Genomic DNA, 21,747 nt, shown 5'->3' on the forward strand with positions numbered 1-21,747 from the left:
GCGGCCGTGGTCGATCACGTCACCCGCGTCACCGTGGACGCCGCCGCGCCGCGGGCCGGCGCGCTCGCCGACGCGCTCGCGGCGCGCGGCTTCAGCGTCCGCCGCGAGCGGGCGCGCATCGTCGCGGAGTCCGTCACCGTCGAGGCCGGCGACGCAAAGCGCCAGCTCCTCGCGCTGGGGTTCCGCGACCGGGAGTTCCAGGTGTTCCTCGAGTACGTGCGCCAGTGGGGGGTGCTGTGACCGCGCCGCTCGTCCCCCTGTTCGTGAAGCTCGCCGGCCGCGAGGTGGTGGTCGTGGGCGGCGGCGCGATGGCGGCGCTGCGGGTCCGACAGCTCGCCGAGGCGGGCGCGCGCGTGACCGTGGTCGCGCCGGAGGTGCGCGAGGACGTCGCCGCGGGCGCGGCGGCGGTGCACCGCCGGCCGTTCCGCCCCGCCGATCTCGACGCCGCCTGGCTCGCCGTCGCGGCGGCCACGCCCGCGGTGAACCGCGAGGTCGCCGAGGCGGCCGAGGCGCGGCGCCTCCTCGTGAACGCGGTCGACGATCCGGAGACCGCGACCGCCTACACCGCCGGCGTCGTCCGGCGCGGCGACGCGACCGTGGCGATCTCCACCGGCGGCCGGGCGCCTGCCCTCGCCGGCCTCCTGCGCGAGGCGCTCGACGCGCTCCTCCCGCGCGACCTCGCCTCCTGGGTGGACACCGCCGAGGCGGAGCGCGAGGGCTGGAAGCGGGCCCGCGTGCCGCTCGCGACTCGCCGCCCGCTGCTGCTCGAGAAGCTGAACGCCCTCTACGCCCGCGCGCCCTCCCCCGGCGTCACCGCGCCGCCGCCACCCGGCTTCGTGTCTCTCGTCGGCGCGGGCCCCGGCGATCCCGGCCTCCTCACCCGCCGCGCCGCCGACCGGCTCGCCGAGGCGGACGTGGTGCTCTACGACGCGCTCGTGGACGCCGACGTGCTGAGGCTCGCGCCGCGGGCGCACTGCTTCCAGGTCGGGAAGCGCGCGGGCCGCCCGAGCGTGTCGCAGCGCGCGATCGAGCGGCTCCTCGTCGGCGCCGCGCGGCAGGGCAGGCGCGTCGTCCGGCTCAAGTGCGGCGACCCGTTCGTCTTCGGGCGCGGGGGCGAGGAGGCGCGCGCGCTCGCCGACGCGGGCGTGCCGTTCGAGGTGGTCCCCGGCGTGTCCTCCGCGATCGCCGCGCCGGCGCTCGCCGGCATCCCGGTGACGCACCGCGGGCTCGCGGCCGGGTTCGCGGTCGTCGCCGGGCACGACGAGCGGACCTACGGGCCGATCCTGGATCGGCTCGGCAGCGAGACCCCGCTCACGCTCGTCGTCCTCATGGGGATCGGCGAGCGCGAGCGGATCGCGACGCGGCTCATCGCGCGCGGCTGGGATCGGGAGACGCCCGCCGCGATCGTCCTCGGCGCGTCGTCCCCGGACGCGTTCGCCTGGACCGGCACGCTCTCCGGGCTGCGCCGCGCCGCGCTGCCGTCGGATCGCGCCGACCTCCCCGGCACCCTCGTCATCGGCGCGGTCGCCGCCCTGCAGCTCACCTCCTCGCACGCCGACGCGCGCGACCTCGACCCGCTCGCGCCTGCCGAGAGCGCCTGAAAGGAGCCCCGCATGTCCCGCCCCCACGAGCCCCGCCCCCACGTTCCCACCCCCGCCGCCCGGGAGACCTTCGCGGACGACCGCGAGATCGACGCGTTCGTCGAGACGCTCGGCCGGTTCGAGCGCGGCGAGCTCGACGCCGACGCCTGGCGCGCCTACCGCGTGGTGCGCGGCGCCTACTCGCAGCGGCAGGACGGCCTGCACATGCTGCGCATCAAGCTGCCGCAGGGCGCGACCTCCGCAGCGCAGCTGCGCGCGCTCGCAGACGTCGCGGCGCGCTTCTCGCGCGGGTACGGGCACGTGACGACCCGCCAGAACTTCCAGGTGCACTTCGTGCGGCCGGCGGACCTCGAGCCCGCGCTCCGGCGGCTCGCCGAGGACGGCATCACCACCTCCGGCGCGGGCGGCAACGCGGTCCGCAACGTGGTCGCCTGCCCCCACGCCGGCGTCTCGCCGGGCGAGGTCTTCGACGTCACGCCGTACGCGGAGGCCACGACGCGCCACTTCCTCCGCCACCCGCTCGGGAACGCGCTGCCGCGCAAGTTCAAGATCGCCTTCGAGGGCTGCGAGGAGGACCACGTCGCGACCGCCATCCACGACCTGGGCTTCCGGGCGCGCGTGCGCGCCGAGGGCGGCCGCGAGGTCCGCGGCTTCTCCGTGACGGTGGCGGGCGGGACCTCGTCGCTCTGCACCTCCGGCACCCCGCTCGTGGAGTTCCTCCCCGCCTCCGACGTCCTGGCGCTCGCGGAGGCAGTGGTCCGCGTCTTCCACGCGCGCGGGGACCGGGTGAACAAGCAGCGCAACCGGCTCAAGTTCCTGGTGCGCGAGCTCGGGTTCGAGCCGTTCCGCGCGCTCGTCGAGGCCGAGCTCGCGACCGTGCGGGCCGAGGGCGTCCCCGCGCTGCCCTTCGATCCGGACGCCGCGCCCGAGGAGGCCCCGCCGCAGGGGCGCGCCGCCGCGCCGGGCGTGGCGGAGCTCGCCGCGCGCGTGGCCGCCGAGGTGCTCCGGGGTCCCGGCGAGCCGCCGGCCGTCGTGCCGGCCCGCGATGCCGCGCCGGCGGCGCTCGCGGCGTTTCGCGCCACGAACGTGCGCGCGCAGCGGCAGCCCGGCTTCTCGGCGGTGACGGTCTCCCTGCCGCAGGGCGACGTGACCGCCGCCCAGCTGGAGGTGCTCGCCGACCTCGCCCTCGCGTACGGCGACGGCGCGGTCCGCTTCGGGAGCGACGGCAAGGTCGTGCTGCGCTGGGCGGAGACGGCAGCGCTGCCCGCGCTGGTCGCGCGCCTCGCGGCCGCGGGGCTCGCGCGCGACGGCGCGCGGAGCGCCGCAGACGTGGTCGCCTGCCCCGGCGCGGACGTGTGCCGCCTCGCCGTGACCCGCACGCGCAGCCTCGCGGGGCTCGTCGAGGAGCGGGTGCGGGAGCGGCTCGGCCCGGCCGCCCTCGCGGCCGCGCTGCCGGTGCACGTCTCGGGCTGCCCGAACGGCTGCAGCCAGCACCACCTCGCGGCGATCGGCCTGCAGGGGAGCGCGCGCAAGCTCGGCGGCAAGGCGGTCCCCCAGTACTTCGTGCTCGTGGGCGGCGGCGCCGCGGACGGCGGCGCATCGTTCGGCAGGCTCGCGGGCAAGGTGCCGGCGCGGCGCGTCCCGGAGGTCGTGGAGAAGCTCACGGCGCTCTACCTCGCCGAGCGGCGCGAGGGCGAGGCCGCCGGGCCGTTCTTCGCCCGGTCGCTCGAGGGCGTGAAGGCGGCGGTCGCCCCGCTCGAGGCGCTGCGGCTCGAGGACGCCGCGCCGGAGGACTTCGTCGAGCCCGGGGCGAGCGACGACTTCCGCCCCGAGACCCAGGCCGGCGAGTGCGCCGCGTGAAAACCGGCTCCATCCGCTTGACGGGAGGCTCGTCCGCTAAATAGGATACCGTCCGATCGCCGCGGCGCGCGGCGATCGGAGCCCGTGGCGATTTGCGGCGTATTGCGGCCACGTAAAACAACAGCTAAAAAGCCCCTCACCGGCCCGTCCGGCGAGGGAGAAGGAAGTCTCCAGCATGTCCTCGTCCCTCGCGGCCGCGCCTCGCGCGGCGTCCGCTCCAGCGGATCCGTCTCGCCCGGAGCTGTCCCCCCTCGTCTGCCGCCGCTGCGGCGCGCGCTTCGAGCCCCGCCCGGTGGCGGTCTGCGAGGAGTGCATCGGGCCGCTCGAGCCCGCCTACGCGCCCGAGCGCACCCTGCCGACGCGCTGGCAGATCGAGGCGCGTCCGCGCTCCATCTGGCGGTACCGCGAGTGGCTCCCCATCCTCGGCGAGCCGGTGCTCTCGCTCGACACGGGCTTCACGCCGCTCCTCGACTCGCCCGCGCTCGCGCGCGCCCTCGGCGTGCGGCGAGCGCTCGTGAAGAACGACGCCGTCTCGCACCCCACGCAGTCGTTCAAGGACCGGGTGGTGGCGGTGGCGCTGAACGCCGCCGCCGGCTTCGGCCTCGAGACCGTGGGCTGCGCGTCCACCGGCAACCTCGCGAACGCCGTCGCCGCCCAGGCGGCGCGCGCCGGGCTCGCCGCCTGGATCTTCATCCCCGAGGACCTCGAGCTCGCGAAGATCGTGGGCACCGCCGTGTACGGGCCGCGCCTCGTGCGCGTGCGCGGCACCTACGACGACGTGAACCGGCTGTGCGTTCAGGTGGCGGACCGCTTCGGCTGGGGGCTCGTGAACCTGAACCTGCGCAGCTACTACGGCGAGGGCTCGAAGACGATGGCCTTCGAGATCGCCGAGCAGCTCGGGTGGCGGCTCCCCGACGCGGTCATCGCGCCGATGGCGGGCGGCTCGCTCGTGACAAAGCTCGACAAGGGCTTCCACGAGCTCGCCGACGCCCACCTCGTCGACGGGGCGCACCCGCGCATGTTCGGCGCCCAGGCCGCGGGGTGCGCGCCGATCGTGAACCTGTTCGAGCGCGGCGGCGACGCGATCGAGCCGGTGGTGCCCCGCACCATCGCGCGCTCGATCGCCATCGGGAACCCCGCCGACGGCGCCTTCGCGGCGCGGGCGATCCGCTCCTCCGGCGGCGCGGCCGCGGCGGTGACCGACGAGGAGCTCGTGCGCGGCATCCGCCTCCTCGCCGAGACCACCGGCGTGTTCACCGAGACCGCCGGCGGCGTCACCGTCGCGGCGGCGCTGAAGCTCGCGCGCGAGGGGAAGCTGCGCGCGCACGACGAGGTCGTACTCTGCATCACCGGGAACGGCCTCAAGACCATCGACGCGGTCGTGCCGGCCCTGCCGGAGACGCCCGTCATCTCCGCGAAGCTCCGCGAGGTCGCGGCGCTCGTCGACGCCTGATCCGAGGAGAAACGAAGATGCCCGTCACCCTGAGGCTCCCCGCCGTGCTCGCGAAGGCCGCGGGCGGAAAGACCGTCCACGAGGCGCGCGGCGCGACCGTCGGCGAGGTCGTCGGCGACGTCGCGGGCCGGTTCCCCGAGCTCGGCCCCCGCCTTCGCGATGCGAAGGGCGAGCCGTACCCTTACGTCATCTTCTACCTGGACGACGAGGACATCCGGTTCCAGCAGGGCTTCGCGACGCCCGTGCCGGACGGCGCCGAGATCGTGGTCGTCCCCGCCATCGCAGGAGGCTAGCGAGATGCCCATCGGCCGCCCCGCCAACGAGCTCCCGCCGCTGTCGCAGGACGAGATCCTCCGCTACAGCCGCCACCTCATCATCCCCGAGGTCGGCGTCGAGGGTCAGCGCCGGCTCAAGGCCGCGCGCGTCCTCATGGTCGGCGCGGGCGGCCTCGGCTCTCCCATCGGCCTCTACCTCGCCGCCGCGGGGGTGGGCCGCCTGGGCATCGTCGAGTTCGACGTCGTCGACGCGACGAACCTGCAGCGCCAGGTGCTGCACGGCACGAAGGACGTGGGCCGCAAGAAGGTCGAGTCGGCCCGCGACCGGATCCGCGATCTCAACCCGCACGTGGAGGTGGTGGCGCACGAGGCGTGGCTCACCTCGGAGAACGCGCTCGAGATCATCCGTGACTACGACCTCGTCGTGGACGGCACCGACAACTTCGCGACGCGCTACCTCGTGAACGACGCGTGCGTGCTGCTCGGCAAGCCCAACGTCTACGGCTCCATCTACCGGTTCGAGGGCCAGTCCACGGTGTTCTGCACGGACGAGGGCCCGTGCTACCGCTGCCTCTACCCGGAGCCCCCGCCCCCGGGCCTCGTCCCCTCCTGCGCCGAGGGCGGCGTGCTCGGGATCCTGCCCGGCCTCGTCGGGCTCGTGCAGGCGACCGAGACGGTGAAGCTCATCGCCGGCATCGGCGAGCCGCTCGTCGGGCGGCTCCTCCTCGTGGACGCGCTGGGGATGCAGTTCCGCACCGTGAAGCTCCGCCGGGATCCGCGCTGCCCCGCCTGCGGCACGCGCGAGATCAAGGAGCTCATCGACTACCAGCAGTTCTGCGGGATCCGCGGCGGCGAGGACGAGACGGCCGGCGTGCCCGTCCTCACGGTCGCCGAGCTCGACGAGCGGCGCCGCGGCGGCGCCGACCTCGACCTCGTCGACGTGCGCGAGCCGCACGAGTGGGACATCGGCCGGATCGAGGGCGCGCGCCTCGCGCCGCTCTCCTCCTTCGCCGACGCGCTCCGCACGTTCGACAGCGCGCGCGACGTGGTCCTCTACTGCAAGAGCGGCGTGCGCAGCGCGAAGGCGGTCCGCCAGCTCCAGGAGGCAGGGTTCAAGCGCGTGTGGAACCTCGAGGGCGGCATCCTCCGCTGGAGCGAGGAGATCGACCCCACCGTGCCGCGGTACTGACCGTGCCCGCCTCCGCGCGCCCCCGCGCCGCCCCGCCGCTCGAGACGATCCTCGACGCGGTGGGCGGCACGCCCGTCGTGAAGCTCCGCCGCGTGGTCCCTCCCGGCGCGGCGGAGGTGCTCGCGAAGCTCGAATCGTTCAACCCGGGCGGCTCGGTGAAGGACCGCATCGCGGTCGCCATGATCGAGGCGGCCGAGCGCGACGGCCGCCTCGCGCCCGGGCGGCGCGTGGTGGAGCCGACGAGCGGCAACACCGGGCTCGGGCTCGCGCTCGTCTGCGCAGTGAAGGGCTACCGGCTCACGCTCGTCATGCCGGACTCGACGTCGCTCGAGCACCGGCAGGCGCTCGAGGCATACGGGGCGGAGCTGGTCCTCACCCCCGCGGAGGCGGGCATGCCCCCCACGGTGGCGCGGGCGAGCGAGCTCGCGCGCGAGACCGGCGCGCTCCTCCTCCAGCAGTTCGAGAACCCGGCGAACCCGCAGGCGCACCGCGACGGCACCGCGCGCGAGCTCCTCCTCGCCTTCGAGGCCCTCGGCGCGCCCGCGGACGCGTTCGTCGCCGGCGTCGGGACGGGTGGCACGCTCACCGGCGTCGCCGGCGTCCTGCGGCGGGAGCGTCCCGGGACGCTCGTCGTCGCGGTCGAGCCCGAGGCCTGCGCCGTCCTGTCGGGCGGGACGCCCGGCCCGACGCGGATCCAGGGGCTCGGCGCGGGCTTCGTCCCGCGCGTGCTCGATCCGGCCGCGTACGATCGGGTCGAGCGGGTGAGCGACGAGGAGGCGTGGGCGATGAAGCTCCGGCTGGCGCGCGAGGAGGGGCTCCTCGTCGGCACCTCGAGCGGCGCCGCCGTCGTGGCGGCGATCCGCGTGGCGCGCGAGCTCGGCCCCGGCCGCAGGGTCGCGACCGTGCTCCCCGACACGGGCGAGCGCTACTTCTCCGCGGCGGAGTGGTTCGCGCGCGAGGGCGGGCGATGACCGCGCTCCGCCCCCTCCGTCACGGCGCCGCGCCCGTCGAGACCGTGGCGCGGCTCGTCGGCAGCACGCCGCTCGTCCGGCTCCGCCGGATCGGCGCCGAGCTCCCCGGCGTCCGCCTCTACGTGAAGTGCGAGTTCATGAACCCCGGCGGCTCGGTGAAGGACCGCCCCGCGCTCCGCATGATCGAGACGGCGCTCCGGGACGGGCGGCTCGGCCCGGGGCGCACCCTCGTCGACTCCACGAGCGGCAACACCGGCGTCGCCTACGCCTGGATCTGCGCGGCGCTCGGGGTCCGCTGCGCGCTCGTCATGCCGCGCAACGTGAGCGCCGCGCGCAAGCGCATCGCGCAGGCGTTCGGCGCCGAGCTCGTCTTCTCGGATCCGCTCGAGGGCTCCGACGGCGCCATCCGGCAGGTGCGCGAGCTCGTGGCGCAGGAGCCCGACCGCTGGTTCTACCCGGACCAGTACGGGAACCCGGAGAACCCGCGCGCGCACGAGCTCGGGACGGCGGTCGAGATCGCGGAGGCGCTCGACGGCCAGGTCGCCGCGTTCGTGGCCGGGATCGGCACGAGCGGCACGGTGATGGGGACCTCGCGCGGGCTGCGCGCGCTCGCGCCGGGGGTGCGCTGCCACGCGGTCGAGCCCGCCGAGCCGCTCCACGGCCTCGAGGGGCTGAAGCACATGGAGAGCTCGATCGTGCCGGCGATCTACGATGAGGCCGAGCTCGACGGGAAGATCTCCATGCCGACCGCCGAGGGGTGGGCGATGGCGGAGCGGCTCGGCCGCGAGGAAGGGTTGCGCGTCGGGCACTCGAGCGGCGCCGCCGTGGCGGGCGCGCTCCAGGTGGCCGAGCGCATGGCGGCGGCGGGCGAACGGGGAAACGTCGTGACCGTCCTGCCGGACCGCGCCGACCGCTACTTCGAGCCGCGCCGCTGGGACCGGAGGATCACGTGGTGACCTACGGGCAGGAGATCCTGGCGCGCGTGCGGGCGCTGTGCGAGGCCGATCCGGAGCGAGAGGCGTGCGGGTTCGTAGTCCGCCGCGCCGGCGCGCTCGAGGTGCTCGCCGTGCCGAACGTCGCCGATCGCTACCACGCGCACGATCCCGCGCAGTTCCCGCGCACGAGCCGCGACAGCTACCTCATGGACCCGCGCGCCCAGCTCCGCGTCCACGAGGAGCTCGAGGCGAGCGGCGGCGAGATCGTGGCGGTGTGGCATTCGCACGTCGAGGTCGGCGCGTACTTCTCCGCGAAGGACCGGGCCGACGCGGTGGTGGACGGCCTGCAGCTCTTGCCCGGCGCCGAGTACCTCGTCCTCGGCGTCCGAGGAGGCCGCGTCGACGAGGTGAGACGCTACCGGTTCGACGGGGGTGACTTCGTCGAGGCGAAGCTCGAGTAACCCGCCGGGAGGTCGACCTCGACCTCGGCGACCGAGGCCAAGCCCCACCACTCACCCCGCCAGTAGCGCGCCGCCCCACGTGGCGGGACCTCGCGCCCGCAGGCGGGCCACTGGACGCGGTAGGCACCGCCCCGACCCACGGACCGCAATGCAACGCGGTTGGCCACGGCCACCTCGCCCATGCGCAGCTCCCGCCCGCAGCCCCGCGTTGCCGGCGGCGTCTGGCGGACGGCACCGCTCCCCGTACCTTGTCCCCGTCCATCGTGGCCCGCCGAGGACGTGAGGTCCCGTCCAGGCGGCGCGCCACGGTGACGTCAGCCCGCGGCAGTGTCGGCCAGAACGATCCCGACCGCGATCCCGACCGCGACCGCGACCGCGACCGCGACCGCGACCCCGACCCCGACCCCGACCCCGACCCCGACCCCGACCCCGACCTCGCCCGCGGCGATCGCCCATCGAGGCGAGGTCGTGAGGTCCCGCGCGCTCTAGCGCGTCGCCGGCGAGGGCGCGTCCAGCGCGGGAGGTGCGGGCATGCCGAGCGCCTCGAGGAGCTCGCGGGCCTTCCCCTGCACGATGCGCGTGTTCCGCGGCCCCATCCTGAGCAGGTGCTTCTCCACCTGCGGCGCCGTCTCGAGCCGCTCGTCCTGGAACAGGAACACCCCCTCGCGCTCCACGACCGGCACCTCCCCCTCGACCACCGGGGCGGCCGCGAGCCGGCCGAGCGCGCGGGCGGCGACGGCGTCGAGCGACGCCTCGGGGTAGCCGAGCGCGCGGTACGCGAGCTGGAGGACCCCGTGAAGCGAGCGGTAGACGCGCGCCGCCTCCCGGGCGTTCACCGACGCGACCGCATCGGCGAAGGCGTCGTAGCGCGCGTACGAGGCCGGGTCGATCACGGCCCCCTCGCCACGGCGCAGCACCGCGAACGGGCGTTCCGGCCGCAGCGGCTCGAGCTGCTTGCGGGGCGACACGCCCTCGGCGAGGTTGTCGAGGAGCACCGCGGCGTGCCGGACGACCTCGCCCTGCGCGAGCGTGCGCCGGTAGAGCTCGCTCGGCGAGATCGTGTCGGCGAGCGCGCGCGCCTCGGGGTCGCTGACGTTCGGGCCGAGATCCGTCGCCTTCACGGGTGGCGCCGCCGGCGGCGCGGTGGGCCCGGCCTCGCCGGCGGGTGCCGCGGGCGCGGCAGACGGCGCCTCGGGCCCGTTGCCCGCTCGGAAGCGGCGGCTCGCCCAGAACCCCGCCGCGCCGAGCACGACGAGGATCGCGACGACGAGCGGCACCCTGCTGGGCTTGCGAAGCGAGCTCCTCGGGGTCTCTTGCATGCCGTGCCTCACGCGTGAGCGGCCGCGCTCCGCGCCCGGCGCGATCCGAAGCCGCCGAGCGAAGCGCTCCGCCAGGATCGAGCCGACGAACAGCCGCGGCCCCCAAGGCGTCAGGAGTAACACGAGGCCGGCGGCTCGCGCTCGTCCGGGCGGCTCGCGTCCGCCCGCCGCGCCGCGCCGCGCCGCGCCCTGCGGCGCTCGACCTTGATCGGCGCCCACCGCCGGGTTAACTCCCAGGCGGCTCGCGCTCCGCGACCCCGGACGAGATGCGCCGTACCCGGTGAGGACAAGACGACGCAGTGGAGGTCGTGTGTCCTGGATCTATCTCGTCATCGCGGGTCTCCTCGAGGTCTGCTGGGCCATCGGGCTCAAGTACACGGACGGCTTCCGGCGGCCCTTCCCGACGATCCTGACGTGCGCGGCGATCGCCGGCAGCATGTGGCTGCTCGCCGCCGCCGCGCGGACGCTGCCCATTGGGACCGCGTACGCGGTGTGGGTCGGCATCGGCGCGACCGGCGCCGCGGTGCTCGGCGTCGTCCTGTTCCAGGAGCCGCTCACGCTCGCGCGCGCGATGTTCCTCGCGCTGCTCGTGGTCTCGATCGTCGGGCTGAAGCTGACCGCGAGCGCCTAGCCCGGCGCCCCTCGCGCCCCCGCTCCCTCACGAGGTCACCTCATGTCGAGCCGCTTCGATCCCCGGAAGCTCGTCCTCGTCCTCGCGCTGGCCTCCGCCTGCGCGGGCCTCGTGCACGTGTTCTTCTTCACGCACTGAGCGCGAGCCTCCGACGGGCGTCACCGAAGGTGAACGCGAATCGCGAAGCTGTCGTTCAGCGCGACGAGACGACCGGCCGCGCCTCGTGCCCCGCGCGGATGCCGGCGTCGCGGGCGCCGCTGTCGAGCTCGCCGAGCATCGCGCGCACCGACTCCGGCATCTGCGCGTGCTGCGCCATGCGCCGCATCTCGTCGCCGAGGTAGCTGTTCTCGATGAGCAGCTTCAGCACGCGCACCATGAACGACCGCTTCTCCGGAGAGAGCTGGCCGAGGTTCTCGAACTTGTGGCGGAAGAAGTGCCCCGTGGCGCGGTGGAGCTCGCGCCCGAGCTCCTCCACCGTGAGGCGGTCCGGCTTCATGACCGGCTCCACGAGGTTGTAGCGGCGGTAGTCGCGCGTGACGATCCGCGAGTCGAGCTGCGGGGCGAGATCCGCGTAGGGCCAGGGCGTGAGCGCGAGGAAGAACGCCATGTCGGGCGCGTACCACTTCGCGAGCTCGACCGTGTTCCGGATGGACTCGACCGTCTCGTCCGGCGTGCCCAGCACGAACGAGGTCTCGCTCACCATCCCGTGCGCGTTGATGAGCTCGATGGCGCGCCGCGACTCCGCGACGCGGATGTCCTTCTGGTACAGGTCGAGCGTGGACTGGGAGGTGGACTCGACGCCGACGTACACGTGCGAGACGCCGGCGCGGACGTACTTCGGGAGGATGGCCTCGTCCCGCAGGATGTCGTCGACGCGCGTCTCCATCAGCAGCTCGACGCCGGTGCGGCGCTCGGCGAGGAGATCGAGCACCCGCTCCCACCGCTCGCGGCTCGCCGTCGGCGTCTCGTCGGAGAGCATCGCCACCCGCACCCCGTAGGTGTCCCGGAGCAGCTCGAGCTCCTCGACGAACCGCAGCGGATCGCGCCCGCGCCAGGTGCGGGCCCAGAACTTCTGCTGCGAGCAGAACGAGCAGCGCTGCGCGCACCCGCGGGCCGAGCTCACGATCGCGAGCTGGCCGCCTGGGCGGGGCCGATACCAGTAGCGCGGCCAGTCGACGAGGTCCCAGGCCCGCGGCAGCGCGTCGAGATCCGGCGCCAGTCCGCGCGCGGCGTTCGAGACGGGCACCCCGTCGCGCTTCCACGCGAGCCCGGCGATGCGGTCCCAGCCCTCGCCCGCGGCCACCGCCCGGACGAGCTCGGCGAGGGTCGCCTCGCCCTCGCCCCGCACGACGAAGTCGACGTTCGGATCCCGCAACACGTCCTGCCAGCAGAACGTGGCGTGCACGTTGCCGACGACCGTCTTCACGGCCGGGTCCCAGCGCTTCGCCGTCTCGCAGATGACGCGCGCGTCCGGCTCCGTCGCGGTGATGGCGGTCGTGCCGACCACGTCGGGGCGGAAGTCCGCGATGACGCGCGCGATGTCGTCGTGCGTGGCGAAGAGGCTCATCGCGTCGTAGACGAGGACCTCGGCGCCGGCCGCGCGCGCCGCGCCCGCGAGGTAGACGAACGCCAGCGGGAGCCAGACGCCCGCGGCCTCCACCACGCCGGAGTGGTACGGCGACGTCACGAGCAGGACCCGGGGGCGGCGGGGGGCAATGTTCGGGATGATCACGAGCGGCGTCCGTTTCGTGGAGGGGTGGCTGGCGCAAAGGCTTCGTCGCGCGGAGGCGCTGCGCAACGCCTGCGGGGCGGCGCGATCGTCACGGCGCCCGCGCCTCCGCCGCGCCGTGGTGACCCGGCGCGATCGCGTATCCCCTCGGCTCCAGGAACTCGTTCGACACGGTCTCCGCCTTCACGACCTTCCACGTCCCGGAGAGGCGGGCGACGTCGTAGGCCATCACCATGTCGGCGACGAACGCAGGGCCGGCGGCGACGCCGGGGCGCAGGGCGCGGTCGTGGTATCGCCAGCGCTCGCGGGTGCGGACGCGGATCGTCTCCTCGCCGGTGCGCTCCTCGTGCTCGACCGCGAACGACGTGAGCTCGCTCTCGAGCACGAGGCCCGCCGCCTTCTTGAGGTCGACGAGCGCGTCGACCCTCCGCACCTCCGCCTCGCCCGCCGTGGCGGCGAGCGGAGCGTGGTCCCCGGTGCGGAACGCCGCGATGAGCGCGTCGTCGTAGGCGCGGACCGCCCTGCCGCCCTCTCCCCCGGGACGGCAGCCCGCGGCCGCGAGGATCGCCGCGAGCGCCGCGGCGGGGCACGCGCCGAGCCGCGTCATCCGCCCACCAGGTAGGCGTCGTGGATGGTGGGCACGACGATCGCCACGACGTAGACGGTGGTGAGCGCGAACGCCAGGCCGACGAAGGTGAGCAGCGCCATGCGGCGGCCGGACCAGCCGTGCAGGACGCGGAAGTGGAGGATGATCCCGAAGACGATCCAGGTGACGAGCGAGCTCGTCTCGATGGGATCCCAGCCCCAGTAGCGCCCCCACGACTGGTGGGCCCAGAGCGAGCCCGCGACGATCATCACGCCCAGGAAGAGGAACGAGACGAGCAGGAACTGGTGCGCGTGGAGGTCGAGGCGCGCCGCGGACGGCAGCCAGCGCAGCGCCTCCGTGCGCCGAGCCTTCACGAGGAACGCGGCGGCGCAGGCCGCGGCGAGCAGCGCGGTGGCCGCGAACAGCTTCGCGAAGCCCACGTGCAGGACCAGCCAGGACGACCGCAGGATGATGGGCACCTCGGCGCGCACGCCGAACGACGAGACCGCCCAGCCCATGCCGAGGAACGCGAGGGGCGCGACGAAGGCCCCGAGGCCGCCGAGCTCCTTCGCCCGGGCGCTCGCCACGAGCAGCACGACGACCAGCACGAGCACGTTCGCGGAGAGCACCTCGTAGCGCGTGTTGTAGGGGCCGTGGCCCACCGCGATCCACCGAAGCACCACCGCGGCCGCATGCGGGATCGTCCCGGCGGCGAGGAGCCACCGCCCCGCCGTGCCGGCGCGATCGGCGCGGAAAGCCGCCCACACGAAGTAGCCGACCGTCGCTAGCGCATAGCACGCGGTCGCCGCCCAGAACGCGATCGTCTCCATCACGCCCCTCCTCCGCCGTCCCGCTCGCTCCGCCACTCGTCCGCGAGCACGTCCCCGCCGCGCGAGACCCAGACCCGCGCCACGTCCCGCCCGCCCTCATGCTCGATCCGGGCCACTCCGGCAGGGAAGACCAGCAGGACGCAGCCCGCGAGCACGACGGCGAACCCGGCGAGCACGGCCGGCATCCCCGGGGACCGCTCGTAGGTGAACCCGGCCCAGCGGTCGACCGCGACGAGGCGCGCGGGCGCGAGGCCGAAGGCGAAGGGGGCGCCGATCCCGAGCGCCGCCTCGCCGGCCGCGCTCCCCATCCTCACCGAGATCGCCCCGGCCCCGCTGCGATCGTCGAGGCCCCGCTCCGCCTCGAGGACGAAGCGCATGGGCGCTCCGCCGGGCGCGGCGACCTCCGCGGTCGCGCGGCGCGGGCCGTCGGCGTGCAGGTGGACGCTCCGGATCCCCTGCCCCGCGACGTCGAGGAGCAGGGCGTAGCCGGTCGGGATCGCCTGGTAGACGTCGACGCCCTCGATGCGCGTCCCCTCGGCACGGTCCAGGTCGAGGACGCGCCCCGGCCCCGCTCCCGCCCGCAAGAGGACGCGGCTCCGCCGGTCGGGCGCGTAGCCCTCTTGCCGGAGGTAGGGGTCGAACGCGAGGAGCGTCGCCTCGAGCGCGGGCGCGTCCCGCGGCGCGAGCGGGCCGCGCTCGCGCTGGAAGACCGCGCCGGGGCCGTCGAGACGCGCCGTCTCGCCCTCGGCGAGCTCGAAGTTCGCGCCGTCGTGGAAGGCCTGCTGCACGCCCACCCCCGCGACGAGGACGAGCAGCCCGACGTGGAGCACCCACCCCGCCCAGAGCGCCGCGGCGTGGCGCCGGAGCACTGGCCCCTCGCCGCGAAATCCCCGCGCGCGCAGGAAGGCCCTGAGCTGCTCCGCGGGCGCGCCCTCGAGCTCGATCGATCCGACGGGGAGCGCGCCGCGGGCGCGCGCGGCGATCCGGCTCCGCCTGCCCCACGTGCACGCGAGCGTGCTCGCGAACAGCGCGCCCACGCCGGCGAGGAACGCGAGCGACGAGAACGGGTGATCGAGGCCGATGGCCTCGGCCCAGGCCGGCGCACCGAGGCCGCTAGCGCGGACCCATGGGAGCCACGCCGCGACTCCGCTCAGCGCGGCGAGGTACACGAGGACCGCGCGCGCAAAGGCAGGGGATCGCAGGCGGCGCCAGAGCGGCGCGCCGGGACCGCGGCCCCCGGAGGCCGCCGCTCCGCCCGCGGGCGCGCTAATGACCGCCGCCGGTTCCACAGCCGCAGTTGCTCTGACCCCAGGCGGTCGTGTTGCTCGTCGGGTAGCTCTTGATGTACAGGCCGGAGCCGGCCGCAGCCGGCATCTGCCGGTACGGCGCCACGTCCGTGGTCTTGTCGCCGTAGGTGGACTGGTCCACCGCCACGAGCAGCCCGGGCCGTGCCGTGCCGTGCGGGATCGCCGCGTGGCAGTTCCAGCAAGCGACCCGGTGCTTGTCGATGGACCCGTGCTCCGCGAACCGGCTGCTCGTGAAGGCCTGGTTGTGGCAGTTGATGCAGAACGTACCGTTCGGCATGCCGCTGGACAGGGTCGCGATCGAGGCGTTCCAGGTGGTGTTCGGCCCCTTCAGGAGGAAGCCGGCCGCCGAGCCGTGGGGCCCCGCCGGATCCGTGGTGGTGTCCGAGGCGTGGCAGTCGCTGCAGGTCATGAGGCTCGTGCGCGTCCACGGCGCCTTGATGTTGCCCGTCGCGCCGAGGTTTCCGCCCGCCGACGCGAGCACCGGGTGGAAGCCGCCCGCCGTCGCGCCGCTGCTCGCGTTGTTCGGGTTGAACTCGCGCGCCTGGTCGGTCTCGTTCCACCCCGGCGAGCCGCTGGAGGGCGAGATCGGGAGCGCGCCGTAGTACGCCGAGTGGCACTTGAAGCAGAGCGTCGCCTCGACGTCGGTCCCCGAGACGATCACCTTCTTCGTGAAGCTCGCCGCGGTCGGCGCGGCCCAGCGCGCCGGCAGGGTGGAGAGCTGCGCGCCCCACGCGCCGTGGAGCGAGGGGCCGGCCTGGTTCGTCTGCGCCGCGTGCAGGCCCGCCTTCGCCTCGTGCGGATCGTGGCAGTCGAGGCAGCTCGCGTGGCGAGGTTTGTTGCCGAGGGCGTTCCCGAACGCCGCGCCGTTGAGCTCGGCGACCGAGTCGTGCACCCCGTCGGCGCTGGCGGGATGGTTGCTCGTGTGGGTCACCAGCGAGGCGATGTCCTTCCCGGACAGGTTCGCGCCGGTCGTCGCGTTGCCGTGGCAGTTGTAGCAGACGAGCTCGCCGGCGACGTTCCCGGCCGCCGCCGGGTTCACGTTGCCGGAGAGGAGCGACGGGTAGCCGGTGCCGTGCACCGCCCCGCTGCCGCCCGCGGACTGCGGGGTCGTGCCCTCGGCGCGCGAGGCGTGGCACTTCGTGCAGTTCCGGTCGAACTTCGACCCGTCGTGCAGCCCGAACTGCCAGGTCTGGCCGGCGGCCGTGACGTAGTCGTGCGCGGACGCGCCGTAGGCCGCGGCGTCGATCGCGGGGTGGGCCGCGTCCACCGGCTTCACGTGGCAGGAGACGCAAAGCCCCGTGTTCGTCGCGGAGTCGAAGTCGGTGCGCGCCGGAGTGCCCGCCGTGACGAGGCCCGCGGCGTCGCGCGTCACGGCGCGCTTCGCCTGGCTCGAGGCGTCCTTGTGGACGTCGGAGTCGTGCGTCACCGGGCTCGCCCCGGGCGCGTTGTGGACGTGATCGGTGTGGCACATGTTCACGCAGGAGCGGCTCGCCGCCGGCACGTTCGAGAGGTTCGCCTGGGCGCCCCACTCCGCGGCGGTCCCCGTGTCCTGGAAGGAGTCGAGCGACAGGCCATGCCTCGAGGCGATCCCGCCGGTCGTGCCGGTCACGACGTCCCAGACGGTTCCGTGGCACCCGGCGCAGCTGGCGCCCCCCGAGCTCTCGCCGGCGCCGAAGCCCTTCTTGTGCGAGTGGCAGCCGGTGCAGGCCTGCGTCGCCGCGCCGGCGTAGTGCGTGTCCGAGTTCCCCGTGCTCCGCCAGCGCGCGACGCCGCCCGCCCCCTGCGTCCGCGTGTGGCACACCTGGCACGGACCGTTGAGCTTCGCCGGATCGCTCGAGACGAAGGACGGCCTCCCCGCCGAGCCGGAGTCGCCGGCCGTCGCGTCGTAGAACGTCACCGCGGCGGGCGCCTGGGCCCCGTTCACCGCCGGTGGCGTGATCTCGTTCGCGACGAGGTACAGGTTCTTGCCGCCGTGCGGCTGGTGGCAGTCTCGGCACACGGTCGCCCACGAGCCGTACTTGCTGCCGACGACCTGGCTCGTGTGGCTGGGGAGCGCGTGGCAGTCGGTGCACAGCTGGCTCGAGTTGTCGCGCACGAGCAGGTTGCCGTCGCCGGAGCCGGAGGCGCGGACCGTCACGAACACTGGGGCGGAGCTCACCGTCCCGCTCGCGTTCGTGGCGCGGGCGCGCAGCGTGTAGGCCCCCTGGGCCAGCGCGAGCGTCTTCTCGTAGACCGCGCCCTTCACGCCGCCGTCGTACTGGGTGTTGCGATCGGTCGTGAGGTTCAGCGCGGTCCACGTCCCGGAGGCGTCCGTGGCGTACTGGAGGGCGGTCACGTCGGCGACGCCGTTCGCCGTCGGGCTGTGCACGAGGACCCGCAGCCGGAACGAGCCGCTCAGGACCCCGCCCCGCGTCGGGTTCACGATGGAGACCATCGGCGCCGTGCTGTTCGCGGTCTTGTCGCCCTCGGCGATCGCCGACGCGGAGGTGGTGAAGGTGAGCGCGGTGAACCCGCCCGCCGTCGGTCCGTTGTCCGGCGCGGCCACGGCGACGTCCCCCGGCGCGACGGAGATGGCGAGCCGCTGTCCCGCCGAGGCGCTCGACGCGGCCATCGCCTTCACGGTGAGCACGGCGGTGGTCCCGCCCGCCACCACGACGAGGTCGCCGTTCGCGCCCCGGGGATAGAAGACCCACCGCGACCTCGACGCGTCCCACGACGACACGGCGAGGACCGCGTCCGAGGCGTCGTGCAGCGTGAGGGCCTGCACGTCGCGGCCCGCCAGCGCGACGGGCGCCGTCGCGCCGTTCCCCACCGCGATGGAGGCGAGGGTGATGTTGGCGTTCGCCGAGGCGGTGAGCGACAGGCGCGCGACCGGCACGGCCGCGCCGCCCGCGACGAGCGGCGCGACGGCCGGGTTGCCGCCGTTCGCGAGCGAGAGGTTGCCGGGGCAGGCCGGGGTGGCGACCGCGGGCGTGACCTTCGTGGCGGTCCCGTTCACGCCGTCGGGGTCGCCGTAGGTGACCTGGTAGTAGTAGGTCGCGAGCGCCTGCGCGCCGGTGTCCACGCAGGTCCTCGGGTTGCCCGTGCCGGCGCCCTGGTTCGCGCAGACGCTCGTCGTGAACGGGCCCGCGGGGGCGGTGCCGCGGCTCACGCCGATGAAGCTGTCGTTGTCGCCGTCGTCTGAGAAGCCCGCCTTGACCGTGACGCTGTTGCAGGCGTCGGCGACCGCGGAGACGCTGCCGGGCGTGACCGCGCGCGAGAGCGCCGCGCCGCTCGCCGCGGCGCCGGTCGCGTAGTTCCCCCGCGTGTCGCGCGCGAACGCGGCGAAGTTGTAGGTCGTCCGGGCCGGCCGCGCGAGCGTCTGCGGCGAGGCGGTCCCGGCGTACACCACGGTGCTCGTGCCGATCGTCGCGCCCGCGGCGTAGGACTGCCCCTCGACGGGCACGTCCGTGATGGCCGAGGTGTTCTGGAGGATGACGACCTGCTGGAGGTCGGCGTCGGGCGGGTTCGTCCAGGAGAGCGTGATCTGATCGAGCGCGCCGGTGGCGAGGAACCCGGTCACGGCCGCGGGCGACTGGTTGTCGAGGGTCACCGTCGCGCCCGTCGCGTCCTGGTAGGACTTCGCGTTCGTCGAGACGGCGCCGGTGACCGTCCCGGCGATCGCGTACGTCGCGCCCGGGGGAGCGGCCATCGCGGCGTGGGACTTCGGCGTGATGCACACGTAGAGGCTCGTCGCGGTCGGGCCGACCGCGATGGGCGTGACGGCGACGTCCACGCTCGTCGCCGCCTCGGAGACCGGCGTCGCCGAGCCGTACTGCGTCCCGCCGCAGGCGCTCGTCCCCATGAGGCGCACCGCGGCGACGCCGCCCGCGCCGGAGGGGAGCCCGACCGTGACGCCGGTCACCGTGTCGGTGGTCGAGGTCGAGAGCGTGAACGCGTCGAGCAGCGCGTCGGCGGAGCCCGGGGCGATGGGTCCCACGTTCGGCGTCGCGGCGCCGTCGCCCACCACGGTGATCGCCGCCGGGGTGGCCGGGCCCGCCGTCGCGCCGCTGGCGGAGTAGTTGCCCGACCCGTCCCGCGCGTACGCGGCGTAGTAGTAGGTCGTCCCGTTCGCGACGGTGGTGTCGGCGTAGGCCGTCCCGGCGCCGGAGAACACGACCGTGCTCGCGCCCAGGGCGGCGCCGGCCGTGTAGGCCGCGCCCTCGACGGGCACCGCGGTCACCGGCGCGCCCGCCGACCGGAGCACGACGACGCTCGCGAGATCGGCGTCGGCGGGGTTCGTCCACGAGAGGTCCACCCGGCCGTTGCCGGCCGTCGCCGCGAGTGCGCCCGGGGCGCCCGGCGACCGGTTGTCGATGGTCAGGGTCGCGCTGGCGCTATCCGAGAGCGTGACCACGTGATCGTTCGCGGAGGCGATGCCGGTCACGGTTCCGGTGACGGCGTAGGACGCGCCCGGGGGCGCCGGCATGGCGGCGTGCGTGAGCGGCGTGATCCGCACGCGGTAGGTCGTGGCGGTGGTCGTGACCGGGATGGCGGTCGTCAGCGTGATCGGGAGGGTGTCCGACGCCGGGTTCACCACCGAGCCGTAGACGGTCGAGCCGGCGGAGTTGGTGATCTCGACCCGCGAGAGCGCCGGCGCGCTGCCCGCCGCGAGCGTGACCGTGAGGCTGCCGACCGAGTCCGTCCCGTTGTTCGTGGCGAGCGTGAAGGTGTCGAGGTTCGTCGCCGCGGCCCCGGGCGCGAGCGTGGCGCTCGCGGGGTCGGTGCCGTTCCCGACGGTGGTCGTCCGGAAGGAGGGCGCTCCCGGGAGCGTCACGTACGTGAGGGCGCTCTGCGCGCTCGTCCCGTCGTACTGGCCGAGCTGCTGGTAGCCGGCCGCCATGGTCCCGAGGTTCGCGACGTACAGGCGGATCGCCACGCGATCGCCAGCGGCGAACGAGGTCGTGGTCGGCGTGCAGGTCCAGCTGTACTGCGTCATCGTCGTCGCGCTGACCTCTGCCGCCGTCCGGCTCGCCGCGCAGAGCGCGGTGCCCGCCTCCGAGGTCGTGTACCGGAAGAACTCGCAGCGGACCGTGGTGTTGGCGGCGGCGTTGCTCTCGCGCGCCCAGACGTTGCACGTGGCGGCGGCGCCGAAGCTGTACGCCGCGGCGAGCGGGGGCGAGAGCCACGCGAGCTGCGTGCCGCCCGCGGTCGCGGTCCAGTTGATGCGGGTCCCGGCGTTCGTCGTGTTCGTGGTCGCCTGGACGGCGGCCGTCCCCGCGGTGGGGTTCGCCTCGCGGTAGCCCGCGACGGACGCCGGGTCGTTGCGCAGGTACAGCGTCTGGGCGAGGGCCGCGGCGGGCACGAGGAGCAGCGCCGCGAGCGCGAGCCGCAGGGGCCCGGTACGGAGGGGTCGCATCTTCATGGCTCCGGAGCGGCGGAGGCCGCGAGGCCGCGGCGCGCTAGTCGACCGTGAGGGCATTGGAGTCGGCGTTGTGCGGCGAGTGGCAGGAGGTGCACCGGACGCGGCCCTGCGCGTCGAGGCGGAGGTCGTTCGTGGCGCCGCCCGGATCGCCCGCGCCGTTCGAGCCGGCGGACCCCTGCACGCGCCCGTCGGCGTCGAGGATCTGCGGCGCGCCGGCGGCGACGCGGTCGTAGCCCTGCGCGTTCGCGTCGAGCGCCTCGCCGACGGGGTGGCTGAACGTCCGCACGCCGTCGGCGACGCAGCCGGCGCCGCCCTCGATGCAGGAATGGTCCTGCACGCGCTCGCGGTGGCAGTCGTCGCAGAGCGACCCGAGCTCCGCGCGCAGGTGCGGATAGGAGACGTAGAACTTCCACTGGTCGCCGACCGCGAACGTGCCCACCCCGAACGCCACGCCGACGGCCGGGTCGTTGAGCGTCACCGTGGCGCCGCCCCCGAGGCTCCGGCCGTTCTCCGGCGACGCCGAGTAGGCGACCCAGGTGCCGGTGCTGAAGCCCCACCAGCTCGCGCCGTTGTCGTTCGACAGCTTGAAGCGCGCCGCCGTGGCGCTCCCTCCCACCGTGATCTCGACGAGGTACCCCCTCGCCGCGGCGCCTGCGGCCGGCGGGTCGAGCCGCAGGGTGCCGTTGCCGGTCACCGCGCCGTTCCCGGCGACGAACACGCCGGTGGGGAGCGAGGCGTGCACCCGGTCCGGCGCGAACGCCGGGTTGGCCTTGTGCACGTCGTGGCAGGTGGAGCACTGCAGCTTGCCGCCGGGGAGGTACGCCAGCGTCCCGTCCTTCTTCAGGGCCGAGAGGGCGGGGCTCGTCGGCGTCTGCGCGCCGTGCTCCGCGCTCTGCGCCGGGGCATCCCACCGGTGGTGAACGCCGGAGGTCCGCGGCACCGCCTGCTCGCCGGACGTCCACGGGAACTTGAGCCGGTTGTCCGGGAGCGTGCGATCCGCCTTGTGGCAGCTCGCGCACAGGTTCGCGTTGCCGGCCTCGATCGTGATGGCGCCCCCGGGGGCGCTGTGCGTCTTGTGACAGGCGTTGCAGCTGCCGGTGCAGAAGGACCGGTCGTGCGGCGCGTCGATCGCGCCAGCGGGCGCGGCGGCGACGACGCCGGACAGGAGCAGGGCGAGCGTGATCTTCTTCATCGCG

General features: G+C 74.8%; 18 protein-coding genes and 2 riboswitches. Of the genes, 11 read left to right on the top strand and 7 right to left on the bottom strand.

Features of this window, described 5'->3' with window-relative positions; genetic code table 11:
- The first annotated feature begins 6 nt into the window (after positions 1–6).
- From MNY62_RS11370 to MNY62_RS11415, 10 genes are all read left to right on the top strand, one after another.
- Entirely contained in the window at positions 7–240 is a 234-nt protein-coding gene (locus MNY62_RS11370) for a hypothetical protein (protein WP_242344271.1), read from the top strand.
- A complete protein-coding gene (gene cobA / locus MNY62_RS11375) occupies positions 237–1,601 on the top strand; it encodes a uroporphyrinogen-III C-methyltransferase (RefSeq protein WP_242344272.1) in 1,365 nt (454 codons plus the stop codon). Before MNY62_RS11370 ends, cobA begins: the two co-directional genes overlap by 4 nt.
- A gap of 12 nt (positions 1,602–1,613) precedes the next feature.
- Positions 1,614–3,461, top strand: a complete 1,848-nt coding sequence (locus MNY62_RS11380) for a nitrite/sulfite reductase (protein WP_242344273.1) — start codon at positions 1,614–1,616, stop codon at positions 3,459–3,461.
- 74 nt (positions 3,462–3,535) lie between these two features.
- Positions 3,536–3,610, top strand: a riboswitch (SAM riboswitch).
- A 26-nt stretch (positions 3,611–3,636) separates the two neighbouring features.
- Positions 3,637–4,914: a threonine synthase gene (gene thrC / locus MNY62_RS11385; RefSeq protein WP_242344274.1), complete on the top strand. Its 1,278-nt coding sequence runs from the start codon at positions 3,637–3,639 to the stop codon at positions 4,912–4,914.
- A 17-nt stretch (positions 4,915–4,931) separates the two neighbouring features.
- The gene (locus MNY62_RS11390; RefSeq protein ID WP_242344275.1) at positions 4,932–5,207 is read left to right on the top strand and encodes a MoaD/ThiS family protein; all 276 of its coding nucleotides are present in this window, start codon (positions 4,932–4,934) and stop codon (positions 5,205–5,207) included.
- A gap of 4 nt (positions 5,208–5,211) precedes the next feature.
- Entirely contained in the window at positions 5,212–6,378 is a 1,167-nt protein-coding gene (gene moeB / locus MNY62_RS11395; RefSeq protein WP_242344276.1) for a molybdopterin-synthase adenylyltransferase MoeB, read from the top strand.
- A gap of 2 nt (positions 6,379–6,380) precedes the next feature.
- Complete coding sequence (cysK, locus tag MNY62_RS11400) at positions 6,381–7,349, top strand: cysteine synthase A (protein ID WP_242344277.1); 969 nt, start codon at positions 6,381–6,383, stop codon at positions 7,347–7,349.
- Positions 7,346–8,305 carry a PLP-dependent cysteine synthase family protein gene (locus MNY62_RS11405; RefSeq protein ID WP_242344278.1) on the top strand — a complete coding sequence of 320 codons (960 nt, stop codon included), beginning with the start codon at positions 7,346–7,348 and terminating at the stop codon, positions 8,303–8,305. The genes cysK and MNY62_RS11405 overlap by 4 nt, the downstream gene beginning before the upstream one ends.
- Positions 8,302–8,745: a Mov34/MPN/PAD-1 family protein gene (locus MNY62_RS11410; protein ID WP_242344279.1), complete on the top strand. Its 444-nt coding sequence runs from the start codon at positions 8,302–8,304 to the stop codon at positions 8,743–8,745. Before MNY62_RS11405 ends, MNY62_RS11410 begins: the two co-directional genes overlap by 4 nt.
- A gap of 327 nt (positions 8,746–9,072) precedes the next feature.
- Positions 9,073–9,234: a hypothetical protein gene (locus MNY62_RS11415; protein WP_242344280.1), complete on the top strand. Its 162-nt coding sequence runs from the start codon at positions 9,073–9,075 to the stop codon at positions 9,232–9,234.
- On the opposite strand, the gene MNY62_RS11420 is transcribed toward MNY62_RS11415, so the two are convergent.
- The gene (locus MNY62_RS11420) at positions 9,231–10,064 is read right to left on the bottom strand and encodes a DUF3014 domain-containing protein (RefSeq protein ID WP_242344281.1); all 834 of its coding nucleotides are present in this window, start codon (positions 10,062–10,064) and stop codon (positions 9,231–9,233) included. The genes MNY62_RS11415 and MNY62_RS11420 overlap by 4 nt on opposite strands.
- A gap of 237 nt (positions 10,065–10,301) precedes the next feature.
- Positions 10,302–10,365: riboswitch (guanidine-III (ykkC-III) riboswitch) on the top strand.
- 9 nt (positions 10,366–10,374) lie between these two features.
- Between MNY62_RS11420 and sugE the strand changes: the two genes are divergently transcribed.
- On the top strand, positions 10,375–10,695 hold the full coding sequence (sugE, locus tag MNY62_RS11425; protein ID WP_242344282.1) for a quaternary ammonium compound efflux SMR transporter SugE: 321 nt from the start codon (positions 10,375–10,377) through the stop codon (positions 10,693–10,695).
- 193 nt (positions 10,696–10,888) lie between these two features.
- On the opposite strand, the gene MNY62_RS11430 is transcribed toward sugE, so the two are convergent.
- From MNY62_RS11430 to MNY62_RS11455, 6 genes are all read right to left on the bottom strand, one after another.
- Positions 10,889–12,427 (bottom strand): B12-binding domain-containing radical SAM protein, encoded by a 1,539-nt coding sequence (locus MNY62_RS11430; RefSeq protein ID WP_242344283.1) that lies wholly within the window; start codon positions 12,425–12,427, stop codon positions 10,889–10,891.
- Positions 12,428–12,515: 88 nt separating this feature from the next.
- Positions 12,516–13,031, bottom strand: a complete 516-nt coding sequence (locus MNY62_RS11435) for a hypothetical protein (RefSeq protein WP_242344284.1) — start codon at positions 13,029–13,031, stop codon at positions 12,516–12,518.
- Positions 13,028–13,840 (bottom strand): cytochrome c biogenesis protein CcsA, encoded by an 813-nt coding sequence (ccsA, locus tag MNY62_RS11440; protein WP_242344285.1) that lies wholly within the window; start codon positions 13,838–13,840, stop codon positions 13,028–13,030. The genes MNY62_RS11435 and ccsA overlap by 4 nt, the downstream gene beginning before the upstream one ends.
- A complete protein-coding gene (locus MNY62_RS11445) occupies positions 13,840–15,009 on the bottom strand; it encodes a hypothetical protein (RefSeq protein ID WP_242344286.1) in 1,170 nt (389 codons plus the stop codon). The genes ccsA and MNY62_RS11445 overlap by 1 nt, the downstream gene beginning before the upstream one ends.
- A gap of 97 nt (positions 15,010–15,106) precedes the next feature.
- Positions 15,107–20,545: a cytochrome c3 family protein gene (locus tag MNY62_RS11450; RefSeq protein WP_242344287.1), complete on the bottom strand. Its 5,439-nt coding sequence runs from the start codon at positions 20,543–20,545 to the stop codon at positions 15,107–15,109.
- 43 nt (positions 20,546–20,588) lie between these two features.
- A complete protein-coding gene (locus MNY62_RS11455) occupies positions 20,589–21,743 on the bottom strand; it encodes a cytochrome c3 family protein (protein ID WP_242344288.1) in 1,155 nt (384 codons plus the stop codon).
- Between the last annotated feature and the right edge of the window lie 4 nt (positions 21,744–21,747).

Origin of the sequence: Anaeromyxobacter terrae, from assembly GCF_022690685.1 — a bacterium.
GTDB classification, from domain to species: domain Bacteria; phylum Myxococcota; class Myxococcia; order Myxococcales; family Anaeromyxobacteraceae; genus Anaeromyxobacter; species Anaeromyxobacter terrae.

Bases quoted from the DNA above. Each gene is read 5' to 3' on its own strand.
- thrC (WP_242344274.1), top strand. From the start codon at position 3,637: ATGTCCTCGTCCCTCGCGGCCGCGCCTCGCGCGGCGTCCGCTCCAGCG.
- MNY62_RS11390 (WP_242344275.1), top strand. From the start codon at position 4,932: ATGCCCGTCACCCTGAGGCTCCCCGCCGTGCTCGCGAAGGCCGCGGGC.
- MNY62_RS11435 (WP_242344284.1), bottom strand. From the start codon at position 13,031: ATGACGCGGCTCGGCGCGTGCCCCGCCGCGGCGCTCGCGGCGATCCTC.
- MNY62_RS11380 (WP_242344273.1), top strand. From the start codon at position 1,614: ATGTCCCGCCCCCACGAGCCCCGCCCCCACGTTCCCACCCCCGCCGCC.
- MNY62_RS11405 (WP_242344278.1), top strand. From the start codon at position 7,346: ATGACCGCGCTCCGCCCCCTCCGTCACGGCGCCGCGCCCGTCGAGACC.
- MNY62_RS11420 (WP_242344281.1), bottom strand. From the start codon at position 10,064: ATGCAAGAGACCCCGAGGAGCTCGCTTCGCAAGCCCAGCAGGGTGCCG.
- MNY62_RS11455 (WP_242344288.1), bottom strand. From the start codon at position 21,743: ATGAAGAAGATCACGCTCGCCCTGCTCCTGTCCGGCGTCGTCGCCGCC.
- ccsA (WP_242344285.1), bottom strand. From the start codon at position 13,840: ATGGAGACGATCGCGTTCTGGGCGGCGACCGCGTGCTATGCGCTAGCG.
- moeB (WP_242344276.1), top strand. From the start codon at position 5,212: ATGCCCATCGGCCGCCCCGCCAACGAGCTCCCGCCGCTGTCGCAGGAC.
- MNY62_RS11450 (WP_242344287.1), bottom strand. From the start codon at position 20,545: ATGCGACCCCTCCGTACCGGGCCCCTGCGGCTCGCGCTCGCGGCGCTG.